Source organism: Photobacterium sp. ABD4_091, from assembly GCF_056160145.1.
Map to the genome: position 1 here is coordinate 2,170,551 of NZ_JBSWWQ010000001.1, position 15,035 is coordinate 2,185,585.

Below are 15,035 nucleotides of genomic sequence, written 5' to 3' on the forward strand. Positions count from 1 at the left end.
TGCTATTAGTGGCGCTAATTAACGTTGATTGCTTGGTACTGCTGAGTGATGTGGTTGTACAGCCACTGGGTCAAGGGATCTTTGTGCTTGGATTGGTGGTAGAAACACATCGTAGTGGAGTCAAGCATCGGACCTTCGATTGCAGTATCAATTTTTCTCAGCTCGGGGTGATCATCAGCCACTATAAGATTGTTCGTAGGAAAGAGCATGTCCGTTTGACGAACGACCTGCAAAATGGTCTCTGGGGAAGTGGAACGAAAGCCTATTTTGGGGACTAAGTCGTAGTAGGAAAAATAATGTTCAACATCGGTGGCTTGTTCATTGCGACCCGGTATTATCATACAAGCCCAAGTGGCATCTTTGGCATCCATGACGCCAATTGTTGCTTTTTTATAGGGGTGATCCTTGCGTACAATGACTACGGGCTTCACTTTAGGCAGAGTTCTACGGTAGAGTTCTTTACTGGTGCTGGTGATATCGTAATTGAGGGCTATCTGGATATTTCCGTTTAGCAGTTCTGCAAAGGTATTCACATTCCAGATGATGATTTCGATTTGGCAGTTGGGTGCCTCTTTCTGTATCGACAAATAGAGTTGGCTGCCGAAAGCACAAAGAAATATCGGAGACAAGGCTATCTTCAGTTTGCCTGTTAATTGCTGAGGATCGAATTCTTGGGTGGTATTCACCGCTTTGAACAGGCCTTCGAGCGCGGGAGATAGTTCTGAACATAACTGGTCGGCATACGGGGTGGGGGTTAACCCGGTACGGGTTTTGGTAAACAAGTCATCACCAAAATGCAAGCGAAGCTTTTGCAGTGCATGGCTGACCGCTGGCTGGGTGACGAACAACCGCTCTGAAGCCTTGCGCAGGTTCTTTTCTTGGTAAATCACCAGCAGGGTTTTGAGCAGGTTCAAATCGAGATTCGCCGATAAATCTTTGGCCATTACAGCATTCCTTACTTGTTTACTCATGTATCAAGATACCACAGCTTTTGGGCCGTAAGTATTGGCTTTGCAGTAAGTCGCGCAAAAAGACCCCTGAAAAAACAATGAACAGGGGCGCGAGTACCAAACGGACAAGGTGCATAAAGGCGTTATTTAAATCGAAAATTGAAGCCAGCTTCTATCGTGCTGTCTGATGTCACGGGCTCTCCAGGGCGGGCACGGTGCTCCCCGTAGGTATATTTGATATAGGGCTCAATCCATTTAGGTTTGAAGGTGAGGGTAATATCGTGGCTGTTGATATTGTCATTGATAATATCTTGCGAGAAACGATCACCAGAGAGTAACCTGTCATGGTTAAAGCTGTAGCTGGTGCTTAACCATGGCTGAGGGCTATAGCTTACGCCTACAGTACTTTTCCACTCACGTTGATCAAACCAGTCGATATCAAGTAGTGCTTTGGTTTTTCTCCACTCGTGTGAGGTACTGGCGTAGAGCATCACAGTTTCCGTTAGGGCGGTACCAGAAAACAAGCCAACATCATAGATATCAATGCTGTCAGCACGTCCGTAGCTAGCGTAAGCCTCGGTATAAAACTGTCCCAGCATGGCTCCATAGCCAGTACCAATCTCGAGGTAACCGGTTGAATCGAGTTCAGCACTGATATTGATTTCTTCAGTCGCTTGCAAGCTGCCTGTTATTGTTCCTATCCAGTCATCCCCGGTTTTTGAAACCTGGAAGCCAAGCTGCGGTTCACTCGCTTTTGTCATATAGCTGACTGAAATTGATAGCAAAATGCACAAGGTATAAGTTAAGCGTGTCATAGGCGCATACCATAAGAAAAGAAAGCCGCCATAAAGGGGCGGCTTAAGTCCAGTGAAAGCGAATTTATGAGCGCTCTACCTTGGCTTTGATCGCTTCACGCAGCTCTCGTGACTTAGCGCGTAGCTGAGATTTTTGATCAGCAGATAATTTTTGGTGTTGGAAGAGTTGAGGTGCAGGGCCATTTCTGTCTCGGTCAACGGCAACAATTCCATCTTTGTTAACGGTGAAATTAAATGTATGACCTGTGCTATGATGGGTATACGCAAATGACCCATCGGTATTTTTATCGACGGAACCTGTTAACTCACCATCATTGTTCCAAACCATACCATTAGAGAAATCAACGGTACCGGCATCTTCGCCATTCAGATTGATAGTTCCATCATCGCTAAGGCTTATATGGTTTATGCCCATTTCAGGAGCATCATCAGTTGGTGGTAATTCAGGTGCTGGCTTTTGAACGTCCCAGCCATTGTCGATAGTGGAGTTCTCCCAATCGATAGTCACTACGCCATTTTTATTAATTGTGAAAGTATATTGATTTTGGCTTTGGTATTCTTTGAAAGTAAAAGATCCTGTGTCTTTATCAAAAGTAACATCTCCCACCAGGACACCATCCTTCCAGACTAAACCATTTGTTGGATCTACCTTTCCAACCTTCTCCCCATTAAGAAGAACATCACCATCATTCGATATAGCAATATGATTTTTTCCCATCTCAGGAGCATCATCGGTGGGTAATCCCCATTCTGGTGAGTCATCTTTCTCTATCGGGTTTTCAATGCCTGCACGAGGATCATCAAACTCAGGATCAACCGTATCGTTTTTTGAACCAGAAGATGATGAACAGCCAGTTAAAATCGTTGCAGCCACTAATGAAGCAATCAGTTTAATTTTCATTGGATACTCTTAATTTAAAACGTGTTTATCGTTGCCTATAAGCTGAAAGGTCAGTAAAACCAGCAAGCTGATGGGCCGTTATTTTAATAAGTAGAGGTGTCAGGAAGGCGATGGGTAATCTTGCTGCCTTGTTGACGAGATGAATATTAAATGAACAGTTAGGCTTGCTCTAATCAGTGGGTGTTATTTCAATATTAAGCGAAGGTTATTAATTACGGGTACTTAATTGGCTGTTAAGTGTAGCTTATGAGTGAGGATGAGCTTGGGCTTAGTGTTTAGTTTTATGGAAAAATACCGTAATGATGTTGGCTATTTAGCTTTCTATATGATCTTTTAATTGCTCTTCAATTAAGTTTAGCAACCACAATATTTGAGGATTGCTGCGGTTACGTTGGTGGTAATAGGCCATTAATGGGATTTTTAAATCTTCATTGTTTATTTTAAGCTTTATGCCCCGTAAATCTTCTCTTTCTTCTTTGGGGAGAAAAGAAGAGGAGGGGTAAAGCATGTCGGTGTGTTTTATAATATCTAAAACTGCCATTGGTAACTCAGAGCGAAAGCTTGTTCTTATATCAAATCCATGGGCCTTCATGACTTTTTGGGCGACAGGTATGTTGGAGTTCCAATCAGAAATAATAATGCTGGCGACTTCTAATCCATCAAGATCTTTGGGAGTGAGTGTTTCTTCACTTATGGGGTGTTCTTTGCGTACATAAAGTGTGAATTTATCGTCACAGATTTTCTTTTGAATTAGCTCTTTTGGCGCATGGTGAATTTCAAAATTAACCCCGAGACTTATCTCGCCGTTATTAATATCGTCTAATGATGTTGGTGACCAGTTATGTAGATGAAGGTTCACATTGGGCGCGACTTGGCGAATTTTCAAATATAGCGGTGTAGATAGGTAAGTTAATATATTAGGGGTTAGGGCCAGCTTGATGGTGCCTTCGAGCTTTGATGGTGTAAATGCATTGCCTGCATTTAGGGTGTGCGATAACTCATCGAGTAAAGGGCTGATATTTTCGGCCAGCTCAACACCGAAAGCTGTGGGTTTTAGGCCATGGCGGGTTTTGACAAACAGATCATCGTTGAAATGGTTACGCAATTTCTGCAGTGCTTGGCTGACTGCGGGTTGGCTGACAAACAGCCGCTCTGAAGCTTTCCTCATATTGAGCTCTTGCGAGAGGATCACAAAAGTGCGGAGTAGATTAAGGTCGAGACTCGCATAGAGATCTTTAGCCATGTATAGCCCTTTGTAGAGTGGTTAAATAAAACGTCATTTTATTTAACCAAGCTTAATCGCCGCCAAACAAGTCTGGTACAAAGGTCTGGTTTTCTTCTGGTGCGCGGATGTACCCCTCTTTGTTGATGTCCGGGAGTTTGATTTCGGGGTAAGCGATATCTTGATAAGGGATCTGGCTGAGCAGGTGGGAGATACAGTTAATCCGTGCTTTTTTCTTGGTATCGGCATCAACCACCCACCATGGGCATTGTTTGGTATCGGTGTAGGCAAACATCCGGTCTTTTGCGGCGGAATAGGCTGCCCAGCGGCTACGGGACTCCAGATCCATCGGGCTGAATTTCCAGCGCTTTATTGGCGTGTTGATCCGTTCCATAAAGCGTTTTTCCTGCTCTTCGTCAGACACCGAAAACCAATACTTGAGCAAGATGATACCGGAACGCTTGAGCATCCGCTCGAATTCGGGACAGGAACGAAGGAACTCCTCATATTCATCATCATTGCAGAAACCCATCACATGCTCGACCCCGGCCCGGTTGTACCAGCTGCGATCGAATAGCACCATTTCACCGGCTGCTGGCAGGTGGGAGACATAGCGCTGGAAGTACCATTGTGACCGTTCACGATCTGTAGGAGTCGCCAGGGCGACGATGCGGCAAACACGTGGATTGAGCTTTTCGGTGATGCGTTTAATGACGCCGCCTTTACCGGCAGCATCGCGGCCTTCGAACACCACCACGACCTTTAGTCCCTCTTGCTTTATCCACTCCTGCAGCTTCACCAGCTCTATTTGCAGGCGTTCCAGCTCGGTTTCGTAATCGCTTTTTTTGAGTTTCTTCTTTGGGGGAACAAAAGGCATAAAGCGTCTCTATTTCGTTTCAGGGTGATAACAAAATAGTAACTCGGAATAGGGGCTTTGACGAATAGGAGTGCTAATTGCTTGAGATAGTTAGCAGTTTTAGGGGCAACAGCCCCTAAAGATCGAAAGGGCTAAAGCGTTTTCAAGGCGCTGAGCACGGCAGCAATTTTCTCGGGTGCCGTGACTGGAATCGCGAAGTCATCGACTTCAGCATTACCCATGTGGGCCGAACTGGCATAGCTTTGCATTAGCGAAGGGCGTGTCGATTTGCCTGACAAGTGCACTTCCCTGACGCCGGTTTGCTTAACAATTTGTGCTACGTTGCCAGCGTTAACGCCGGCTCCGGCCATGATGGCGAGGTGCTCGCCGCAGAGCTTCACCATCTGTTTCAGCATAGGAATGCCGTCAAGGGCATTGGCCTCAAGCCCAGAGGTGAGCACACGCTCACAGCCGTGCTGCATGATGAGATCCAATGCGGCCATCGGCTCTAGGCACTGGTCGATAGCCCGGTGGAAAGTCAGGCCCATACCATTGGCAGCTTGGCTGATCTCGGCCATAAAGTCGCTGTCGATGGTGCTATCGTCGTTAAGGGCACCGATCACCAATCCATCCAATCCGGCCTGCTTTGCTGCATAAGCATCTGCCAGCATGATTTCTTTATCTTGGCTCGAGAACAGGAAATCACCCTGACGAGGGCGGATCATGGCATATACCGGTACTGTGGCATGTTTGGCTGCCAACTGCATTAAGCCGGCATTGGGCGTTAGGCCACCAAGTGCAAGGGATGAACAAAGCTCGATCCGTGTTGCGCCGCCTTGTTGGGCAAGGTGCAGCGATTCGATGTTGTCGATACAAACTTCAATATGATCAATGGTCATAGCAACAGCTAGGGATAGGGTTGAGGTGGTAAGCAGTGTAGACGATATCGCGCAGGGAGACGATTGGTTGGATCAAAGTTCTAGCGGGAGATAGCGATGGGAATAAAGCCCAGATACAAAAAGGGCCCGGTGTGTCCGGGCCTCATTATTTTGTCGTTGGCTGACAATTGGCTTTACGCTTTTGCGTTTTTACCTTCACACCGTGAGCATGGTGTGATTGCTAAATTACTTAGCTAGGTCTGCAGTGTGCTCAGATAGGTAGTCAGCAACACCTTTTGGAGATGCGTCCATACCTGCTTTGCCTTCTTCCCACTGTGCTGGGCAAACTTCACCTTCTTTCTGGTGGAAGTTTAGAGCGTCAACCATGCGTAGCATTTCGTCGATGTTACGGCCTAGTGGTAGGTCGTTAACTACTTGGTGACGTACAAGGCCGTCTTCGTCGATTAGGAAAGAACCACGGAAAGCAACGCCTGCTTCTGGGTGCTCAACGTCGTAAGCTTTACAGATTTCGTGCTTAACGTCAGCGATTAGTGGGTACTTAACCTGGCCGATACCGCCGTTCTCAACAGCAGTGTTACGCCATGCGTTGTGAGAGAACTGAGAGTCGATAGAAACACCAATTACTTCAACGCCTTTCGCTTGGAAGTCTTCGAAACGCTTGTCGAAAGCGATTAGCTCAGAAGGACATACGAAAGTGAAGTCTAGTGGGTAGAAGAAAACTACCGCTTTTTTACCTTTAGTGAACTCTGCAAAGTTGAAGTTATCAACGATTTCGCCGTTACCTAGAACAGCTGCAGCAGTAAAATCTGGTGCTTGACGACCTACTAGTACCATTTTGGTGCTCCTAAATATTCGGTTTGTCGCCCACCTTTCCGGTCGGCTCTCTGTTTGGACGAGACAAACTATAGCGAAACTGGTAAATTCGAAAAAGCGGAATAAATAGATTGATGTAATCGAAATTTACGATGAACAAGTTTCCTTCTCTTAAACAGCTTCATTACCTAGTGACTTTGTTTGAAACCCGCCATTTTGGCGAGGCGGCAAAAAAGTGTTTTGTCAGCCAGTCGACCCTGAGCTCGGGGGTACAGAATCTTGAAGAGCTGATTGGCTGCCAGCTTATCGAACGTGACAACAAGTCTTTGGTCTTTACCTCAACGGGCGAAGATGTGGTTGCACGCAGCCGGGAGTTGTTGGCGCGGAGCCAGGATCTGATGGAGTTGTCCAACTGTACCGGGGGAGGAATGGAGGGACAATTGCGGGTAGGATGCATTCCGACCATTGCGCCTTTTCTGCTGTGCGATCTCGTGCAGGAAGTGAACCGCCTGCACCCAAGCCTCAACTTATTGTTGCGTGAAGATACCACCACTAATTTATTGGCAGCGCTGCGCAATGGTGAGATGGATGTCCTGATCTTGGCATTGCCGGTAGAGATTAATGGCATGCACAGCCAGGTTGTCGGTCGTGATGCGTTCAAAATGGTCATTAGCCGTAACCAGGCGGATCAGGTCACGACACCTTTGCGTTATGCTGACCTGCCGGATGAGTCAGTATTCCTGCTGGAAAAGGAACACTGCCTGACTGATCATGCGGTATCGGCCTGTAAGCTAACGACTAAAGAGAAGATCAATCCGTTTACCGCGACCAGTTTGCATACATTGGTGCAGATGGTGGCTAACGGGCTGGGGACGACATTTATTCCGCAAATGGCGATTGACCACGGCCTGCTGCACAACCAGAACCTAGTGGTAGTCGAACCGCCTGGCCAGGAAGCTTATCGCGAGATCGGCCTAGTGTGGCGTCCGACGTCCAGCCGGACACGCACTTTCCAGCGTCTTGCCGAGATTGTTGAAGAGCTGCTGTAACCGCTTAATTATCACGTTCTTTTTATCAGTAGCTGCAGTTCTTGCGGCTACTTCTCTTTATTTCCCTGCTGTAAATTAAGTGCTGGGGAAAAACCGCCTCTCTCAGCACAATACTCTGAATTTCTATTCCTTTCTGGTATTAACCAATAACTCACTCTGAAGAAACTGGCTTCAATTTGTAGGTTTATTATGTTTCGCATTAAAAATAAATGAAACCTGTTGATTAAGGGTCTATGCTTCCTGTGTATAAAAAAAGAACAGATTTGTGCATTTAATGATTGTTTATTAATCATATAAACGCTTTTACAAATGCATGTGGTGTTTGAAACGCGGATCGGGACAACTGTTTGAAAATGGCTTTTTGGTAATTTAATTACGTAAGTGGTTACGAAAAAGCAAAAAAGAAGTTATTGGGGTAAAAACCGAGTTTTTGCCTGAAATTTGTTTCAATTCAGTGTTTTGAGTTATTGCTCTACTTTGATTAACTTGTTGTTTTTTAATGATTTCATTGTTGTGTTTTACGAGGTGGAAAAATGGGTGCCCTTGCAATTGCGCGTATGTTACGGCAACGTAAATAGGGCGTTAAGGTCAAGTTTGTTTGCGTTAATACGAGAGCGTGCTTGGTTGAGGTGGTGATTAAGTTACATTCGTAAGGGAGCGTTAAAGATGGAAAACGAAATGTCTACTAACCATGAAGTGAAGCTGTCGCTGCAAACGCCGCTCACAGCAGAGCAAGCCGAAATCCTCAATGATGAAGCGTTGGCCTTTCTCGAACGCCTTATACAGCGCTTTGCTGGGCGGGTACCTGAATTACTGGCCACTAGGGAACACCGCCAATTTGCCATCGATGCTGGCAGCCTACCTGATTTCCTGCCTGATACCGAAGACATCCGAAACAGCGAGTGGATGGTCCAGAATATTCCGCAAGACTTGCAAGACCGCCGGGTGGAAATCACCGGCCCGGTAGAGCGCAAGATGGTGATCAATGCGCTTAATGCCGATGTGAAAGTGTTTATGGCTGACTTCGAAGACTCCTTTGCGCCAGCTTGGGGCGAAGTCTTGGCTGGGCAGCAGAACCTGAAAGATGCGGTAAATGGCACCATTTCCTACACCAACCCAGATTCAGGCAAGCACTACCAGCTCAATGAGGATCCTGCAGTCTTGATCTGCCGGGTACGAGGCCTGCACCTACCGGAAAAGCATTTGCTTTGGCAGGGTGAGCCCATTCCTGGTTGTTTGCTCGATTTCGCCCTTTACTTCTATCACAACCATAAGGCACTGCTGGAAAAAGGCAGTGGCCCTTACTTCTACATTCCTAAATTGCAGGCTTATCAGGAAGCGGCATGGTGGAGTGAGGTCTTCAGCTTTACCGAAGACATTTTCGGGCTGTCGAGAGGCACCATCAAGGCCACGGTGCTGATTGAAACCTTGCCGGCGGTGTTTGAGATGGAAGAGATCCTCTATAGCCTCAAAGAACACATCGTCGGCCTTAACTGCGGCCGGTGGGATTACATCTTCAGCTATATCAAAACATTGAGAAACCATCCCGATCGTATTCTGCCCGATCGCCAGGTGGTAACAATGGAGAAGCCCTTCCTCAATGCCTACTCGCGTTTGCTGGTGAAAACCTGCCACCGCCGCGGTGCCTTTGCGATGGGCGGAATGGCAGCCTTTATTCCATCGAAAGACCCTGAGCGCAACGAATGGGTGCTCAACAAAATCCAAACCGACAAGTCATTGGAGGCCAACAATGGCCATGACGGTACTTGGGTTGCCCATCCAGGGCTTGCCAGTACGGCCAAGGCAGTATTTAACGAAGTGCTCGGCGAGAGAAACAACCAGCTTGATATCTCGCGCAGCGACGACGCACCCATTACCGCCGACATGCTGCTTGAGCCTTGTGAAGGAGAGCGAACCGAAGAGGGCATGCGCCATAACATCCGTGTGGCGGTGCAGTATATCGAAGCATGGATCTCCGGCAACGGCTGTGTACCTATCTACGGCTTGATGGAAGATGCCGCGACCGCAGAGATTTCACGTGCATCTATCTGGCAGTGGATCAAGCACGGCAAGACGCTGAGCAATGGCAGCGTGGTCACCAAAGCCTTGTTCGAGCAGATGCTTAAAGAGGAAATGGAAGTGCTAGAGCAAGAGCTTGGCAGTGAGCACTTCCAGCAGGGTAGGTATAACGAGGCTGCAGTGCTGATGTCACAGCTCACCACCAGTGATGAGCTGGTCAACTTCCTGACACTGCCGGGCTACGAGTATTTGCCTTAGCAACACCTAGAAGCCAATAACGAGAAAGGGCCTGAATGCGTTAAGTCTATCGGGCCGATATAAAAAGTCAGTTTACCAATAACAATATGTGATGCGGATTATCGCCAAATGAAACGAGGGACATCATTATGACATTGACTCGCCAGCAACAAATCGAAGCATTGGAAAAGGATTGGGCGGAAAACCCACGTTGGAAGCATGTAAAGCGTACTTATACCGCAGAAGAGGTCATTAACCTACGCGGCTCGTTTGCCCCAGCTAATACCATCGCACAGCGTGGTGCCGATAAGCTGTGGGATTTGGTCAACGGCAGCTCCAAGAAAGGTTACGTCAACTGTTTGGGTGCACTGACAGGTGGCCAGGCGGTGCAGCAGGCCAAAGCCGGCATTGAAGCCATTTACTTATCGGGCTGGCAGGTTGCTGCCGATAACAATACAGCGTCGAGCATGTATCCGGATCAGTCACTTTACCCGGTAGATTCGGTACCCGCGGTGGTCAAGCGTATCAACAACTCGTTCCGCCGTGCAGACCAAATCCAGTGGTCAAATGGTAGTTCTCCTGAAGAAGGTATCGACTACTTCCTGCCAATCGTTGCCGATGCGGAAGCAGGCTTCGGCGGGGTGCTCAATGCCTACGAGCTAATGCGCAATATGATTGACGCCGGTGCGGCTGGGGTGCACTTCGAAGACCAGCTTGCGTCGGTTAAGAAGTGTGGCCACATGGGCGGCAAAGTACTGGTGCCAACCCAAGAGGCGGTACAAAAGCTGGTTGCGGCACGCTTGGCTGCGGATGTGGCAGGCACGACGACCTTGGTGATCGCCCGTACCGATGCCAATGCGGCTGACCTGCTGACTTCAGACTGCGACCCATACGATAAAGACTTTATCGTTGGCGAGCGTTCTCAAGAAGGGTTTTACCGCGTACGTGCCGGTATCGATCAGGCGATTGCCCGTGGCCTGGCTTATGCACCATATGCTGATTTGATTTGGTGCGAAACGGCGACCCCGTGCCTGGAAGAGGCGCGCAAGTTTGCTGAAGCAATCCATGCCCAGTACCCTGACCAGCTGTTGGCCTACAACTGCTCGCCGTCTTTCAACTGGGAGAAGAACCTGGATGCCGAAACCATTGCCAAGTTCCAGCAGGAACTGTCGGACATGGGCTACAAGTACCAGTTCATTACCCTAGCAGGTATCCATAACATGTGGTTCAACATGTTTGAGCTGGCTCACTCTTATGCCCAGGGTGAAGGGATGCGCCATTATGTTGAGAAAGTTCAGCGTCCAGAGTTCGAAGCGGCCGAGAAAGGGTATACCTTCGTGGCTCACCAGCAGGAAGTGGGTACCGGTTACTTCGATAAGATGACCAACACTATCCAAGGCGGTAACTCGTCGGTCACCGCGCTGACAGGGTCGACCGAGGAAGATCAGTTCAAATAACCCATAAGCGAAAACCTCCTAGTAATTGATACAACTATTTTGATTTTTGAGCGCCTTATTGGCGCTCTTTTTTTCTAAGGTTGAGGTTGCAAGCTAGCGTGGTGATGGTGGGCTAGGTTGAAACCCCTTTGCTGCCTGCTCGACTTGCGGGTAAATCACAAAGAATTGTTGCTCTAGCTGGTCGTAGTGCGCCATCAGCACAGCCGGCGTGAGGGCAAGCTGGTGGAGTTTGGGGCGACGGCTGGCCATCCTGGTCAGCGACGTTTCCAGCGAGCTAGGGTCTTGGTATTGCAGTAACCAATTTTGCTGCCACATCCGGTTCATCATGAGCAGGTAGGCTTCTGGCATGTTGCGCTGGTAAGGCTCAACTTCAGCGCGGGCGGTGTTGACAAAGTCACGCAGGGAGTGGGGATGGAATTGCTGCCAATGGCGGGCAAGGAAATGATCCCAGACCATATCGAGGGCAATACCGCTGACTCTTCGTGTCTCTGTCCCAAACCACTGCCGGCATTGCCGCACTTCCGGCATAGCATCAATATAGCTGTCGACGAAGCGGTGTAGCTTGATGCCGTCGGCGATCTCCTTGTCGAACTGCCGGTAGGGATCCCCCCTGACGAAATCGGCAACCAGGTTGCCTGCGAGGTGGCTATTGCATTGCTGGGCGAGGTGGAGGTGGGCCAGAAAGTTCATGCGTAAGGTAGCGTCGCCGGGCTTTCTGGCGCCATGTTTGGCTGAAGGTTAGTAGGTTGATGCGGAGTCGTTTTCAAGCGGTTCGACCTCTTCCTGCAGCTCCAGTAGATTGATGGCGATAGAAACAAAATCGGTGTCAGTGATGATGCCTACCAGTTTATTGTGGTCGACAATGGGCAAACAGCCAATTTGGTGTTTCTGCATATAGAGTGCCGCTTCCTTTAGCCCTGCTGTCGGGTCAACGCTTCTTAGGTTGCGGTGCATTGTTTGTTCTAGAGCGATATCCAAGGCTGAAATGAAGGTGCTCTTGGAGAGTTGCTCTAGGCTCGATTCTTGGGCTGATAGGATATCGCGCTGGCTGACTAACCCAACCAGGTGGTTGTCCTTGTCGGTGATAGGGACATGATGGATATGATGTTTGGCCATGAGCCGCTTGGCATCCGCCAAAGTATGCGATGCGGTCAGGGTATGGGGGTGGGGCGTCATCATATCGGCAACAGTAAACATAAAGCCTCCTCAATAACGGTGCGTTATTTGTTGTTATTGCCCGCACAGCAGGCCCGATAACTTCCTTTTTTTTGCTTTCCCTATGAATGTAGCTAATCCTGGCTGCGCCACCTATGACACCAGTCAAAGAACCTGCAAGTTATTTCCGTGTTTCTCATATGTTTCTCATAAGTTAAAAATAAGATTGTGTCGTATACTCATTGAAATGATGCCTTAGAGGAATGAGTTAATGCGTAAGCTGCTGTTTATTTTGCTGTCTTGGGCGATGTATTTGCCATTCTGTGCCCACGCTGAGGATCCAGTGCCTCAGGCCAAGATCATTGGGGGAATTGAGTCGGGGAGTAATGAAATTCCCTGGCAGGCATACCTCAACATGACCTTTGGCGAGGGCTCCTCGGAAAGGACTTTTATATGTGGCGGGGTCGTGATCAGCGAAGAGGTCGTATTGACCGCGGCCCACTGTTTGCGCAACGGCAGCGAGACAGCCAAGCCTGAAAATGTTCGCGTTTGGGCCGGGATCACCAGCATCTTCAGCGCGGGCTCGCTCAACTCGGTATCGGTGAGCGAAATCATTATTCACCCGAGCTACAACTCATCCCGCTTTGCCAATGACATTGCCATCCTCAAACTGTCCAGTACCTTGCCCGATGATGCCCTTCCTATCCGGCTAGCTTCAGCCGATGAGCAGCAGCGAGCTGACCAAGCCTTTGCCAACGGTTGGGTATCCGACGGCGAGCGCCAGCCCAACTTGTTGGTGTCCGGGTGGGGCAGTACCGATGTCGGTGATTCCAGCTCCGGGGCAACCCGGCTCCAGCAGACATTGCTCTCGGGGGTGCCAGACAATACCTGTGATGCCATGTGGGGCAGCAATATCAACAGCAACGAATACGGGATATTCCTGTGCGCAGGCTCGGTATCGCCAACGTTAGGCCGTGATAGCTGTTTTGGCGACTCCGGCGGCCCCTTGGTCTGGCAGGATCCCCAGCGGGCATCAGACAGTGATTTTGGGTTGCGTTTGGTCGGCTTGGTGAGCTTTGGTGAAGGCTGTGCAGGGCGTTTGCCTGGTGTGTACTCGGAGGTCGCTGGTCAAACTGACTGGATTGAGGGGGAAGTTGGTTCGGCGTTTCTGACCCAAGCGGCGTCAGAGTTTACCGTGGATCCTTTCCTTGCTAATTACGATGGAGTGGGAGATGCGGTCGAGGAGACTCAGTCAGTTGCCAGCGGAGGCGGCAATAGCGGCAGTAGCGGCGGTAGCATTGGGGTCGTTGGGTTACTGCTGTGTACAGCGTTAGCTTGGCTTCGTCGCAGGGCAGGCGCCTAGCAGGTGATCTTTGCTTGATATTGCAGTGTGGCAGCCTATACTAGCTGCCTGCTGTAATTTAGGGCCCTAATGATGCAAGTTTCAGATTTTGACTTTGACCTACCTGATGAGCTGATCGCTCGATACCCACAACCTCAGCGTACTGCTAGCCGTTTGCTGCAGCTGACCGGTAACACTGGTGAGTTGGCGCACAAAGGCTTCAAAGATGTATTGGATCTGGTAGAGCCGGGTGACTTGTTGGTATTCAATAATACCCGAGTGATCCCTGCACGCCTTTTCGGCCGTAAAGCGTCCGGCGGCAAGATGGAAGTGCTGGTTGAGCGTATGCTGGATGACAAGAGCATTCTTGCCCACGTGCGTGCGTCAAAATCACCGAAACCGGGTAATGAACTGTTCCTAGGCGAAAACGACGAGTACCAGGCTGAAATGGTTGCTCGTCACGATGCATTGTTCGAAATCCGTTTCAATAGCGAAAAAACGGTATTGGAGATCCTGGAAGAAGTGGGTCACATGCCGCTTCCGCCATATATCGACCGCCCAGATGAAGACTCCGATAAAGAGCGTTACCAAACGGTCTACAACGCCAAACCGGGTGCGGTTGCTGCGCCGACGGCGGGTCTGCATTTCGATGATGAGTTGATGGCGGCGCTCAAGGCAAAAGGTGTGAACTTTGCCTTCGTTACTCTGCATGTTGGTGCGGGTACCTTCCAGCCGGTTCGTGTGGATAACATCAATGATCACCACATGCATGCCGAGTATGTCGAAGTACCAGAGGAAGTGGTTACAGCGATCAACGAGACCAAAGCTAACGGTAAGCGCGTGATTGCAGTGGGGACGACGTCAGTGCGTTCGTTGGAAAGTGCCGCCCAGGATGCCAAGCAGAAAGGTACTGAGCTGAAGCCATTTTTCGGTGATACTGAAATCTTCATCTACCCGGGCTATGAATACCAGTTGATTGATGTGCTGATCACCAACTTCCACTTGCCGGAATCCACCCTGATCATGCTGGTAAGCGCGTTTGCTGGTTATGACAATACCATGAACGCATACAAGCAAGCCGTTGAAAACAAATACCGTTTCTTCAGCTACGGCGACTCGATGTTTATTACTCGTAAAACCGCGTAATCACACGTTTCATTGACGAAGTCAGTGTCACTTAAGGCTGCATTTGCTAAAATGCAGCCTTTGTGTTTTTCATCTCTGGAAAATTAAGTCCAGACGATGACAAATTCTTCCACTAGGCTTTAGGGCGGAGTGGAAAACCTGCCAGTGTAATGGCTGGTGATATTGGGCATAGCG

Annotated in this window: 14 protein-coding genes; 5 read left to right on the forward strand and 9 right to left on the reverse strand. The window is 49.0% G+C overall.

What is annotated here, in order from left to right:
- Positions 1-14: 14 nt before the first annotated feature.
- From ACXAGQ_RS10030 to ACXAGQ_RS10060, 7 genes are all read right to left on the reverse strand, one after another.
- Positions 15-944: a LysR family transcriptional regulator gene (locus tag ACXAGQ_RS10030; RefSeq protein WP_475253674.1), complete on the reverse strand. Its 930-nt coding sequence runs from the start codon at positions 942-944 to the stop codon at positions 15-17.
- A gap of 149 nt (positions 945-1,093) precedes the next feature.
- The gene (locus ACXAGQ_RS10035) at positions 1,094-1,765 is read right to left on the reverse strand and encodes a hypothetical protein (protein WP_475253676.1); all 672 of its coding nucleotides are present in this window, start codon (positions 1,763-1,765) and stop codon (positions 1,094-1,096) included.
- Positions 1,766-1,829: 64 nt separating this feature from the next.
- Entirely contained in the window at positions 1,830-2,666 is an 837-nt protein-coding gene (locus ACXAGQ_RS10040; protein WP_475253678.1) for a hypothetical protein, read from the reverse strand.
- 313 nt (positions 2,667-2,979) lie between these two features.
- Positions 2,980-3,909 (reverse strand): LysR family transcriptional regulator, encoded by a 930-nt coding sequence (locus tag ACXAGQ_RS10045; RefSeq protein WP_475253680.1) that lies wholly within the window; start codon positions 3,907-3,909, stop codon positions 2,980-2,982.
- Positions 3,910-3,961: 52 nt separating this feature from the next.
- Positions 3,962-4,765: a polyphosphate kinase 2 gene (ppk2, locus tag ACXAGQ_RS10050; RefSeq protein WP_475253682.1), complete on the reverse strand. Its 804-nt coding sequence runs from the start codon at positions 4,763-4,765 to the stop codon at positions 3,962-3,964.
- Positions 4,766-4,896: 131 nt separating this feature from the next.
- Positions 4,897-5,643 carry a copper homeostasis protein CutC gene (locus tag ACXAGQ_RS10055; protein WP_475242496.1) on the reverse strand — a complete coding sequence of 249 codons (747 nt, stop codon included), beginning with the start codon at positions 5,641-5,643 and terminating at the stop codon, positions 4,897-4,899.
- 225 nt (positions 5,644-5,868) lie between these two features.
- The gene (locus ACXAGQ_RS10060) at positions 5,869-6,477 is read right to left on the reverse strand and encodes a peroxiredoxin C (RefSeq protein WP_475253684.1); all 609 of its coding nucleotides are present in this window, start codon (positions 6,475-6,477) and stop codon (positions 5,869-5,871) included.
- A 131-nt stretch (positions 6,478-6,608) separates the two neighbouring features.
- On the opposite strand from ACXAGQ_RS10060, the gene ACXAGQ_RS10065 reads away from it, so the two are divergent.
- From ACXAGQ_RS10065 to aceA, 3 genes are all read left to right on the forward strand, one after another.
- The gene (locus ACXAGQ_RS10065) at positions 6,609-7,505 is read left to right on the forward strand and encodes a hydrogen peroxide-inducible genes activator (RefSeq protein WP_475253686.1); all 897 of its coding nucleotides are present in this window, start codon (positions 6,609-6,611) and stop codon (positions 7,503-7,505) included.
- A gap of 666 nt (positions 7,506-8,171) precedes the next feature.
- Complete coding sequence (gene aceB / locus ACXAGQ_RS10070; RefSeq protein ID WP_475253688.1) at positions 8,172-9,782, forward strand: malate synthase A; 1,611 nt, start codon at positions 8,172-8,174, stop codon at positions 9,780-9,782.
- A 128-nt stretch (positions 9,783-9,910) separates the two neighbouring features.
- Positions 9,911-11,218 carry an isocitrate lyase gene (gene aceA, locus ACXAGQ_RS10075; RefSeq protein WP_475253690.1) on the forward strand — a complete coding sequence of 436 codons (1,308 nt, stop codon included), beginning with the start codon at positions 9,911-9,913 and terminating at the stop codon, positions 11,216-11,218.
- Positions 11,219-11,311: 93 nt separating this feature from the next.
- On the opposite strand, the gene ACXAGQ_RS10080 is transcribed toward aceA, so the two are convergent.
- Both ACXAGQ_RS10080 and ACXAGQ_RS10085 read right to left on the reverse strand, forming a co-directional pair.
- On the reverse strand, positions 11,312-11,908 hold the full coding sequence (locus ACXAGQ_RS10080; RefSeq protein WP_475253692.1) for an acyl carrier protein phosphodiesterase: 597 nt from the start codon (positions 11,906-11,908) through the stop codon (positions 11,312-11,314).
- Positions 11,909-11,956: 48 nt separating this feature from the next.
- Entirely contained in the window at positions 11,957-12,415 is a 459-nt protein-coding gene (locus ACXAGQ_RS10085) for a CBS domain-containing protein (protein ID WP_475253694.1), read from the reverse strand.
- A 229-nt stretch (positions 12,416-12,644) separates the two neighbouring features.
- On the opposite strand from ACXAGQ_RS10085, the gene ACXAGQ_RS10090 reads away from it, so the two are divergent.
- Both ACXAGQ_RS10090 and queA read left to right on the forward strand, forming a co-directional pair.
- Positions 12,645-13,736: a S1 family serine peptidase gene (locus ACXAGQ_RS10090; protein WP_475253696.1), complete on the forward strand. Its 1,092-nt coding sequence runs from the start codon at positions 12,645-12,647 to the stop codon at positions 13,734-13,736.
- 72 nt (positions 13,737-13,808) lie between these two features.
- Positions 13,809-14,861: a tRNA preQ1(34) S-adenosylmethionine ribosyltransferase-isomerase QueA gene (queA, locus tag ACXAGQ_RS10095; RefSeq protein ID WP_475254716.1), complete on the forward strand. Its 1,053-nt coding sequence runs from the start codon at positions 13,809-13,811 to the stop codon at positions 14,859-14,861.
- The last annotated feature ends 174 nt before the right edge of the window (positions 14,862-15,035 follow it).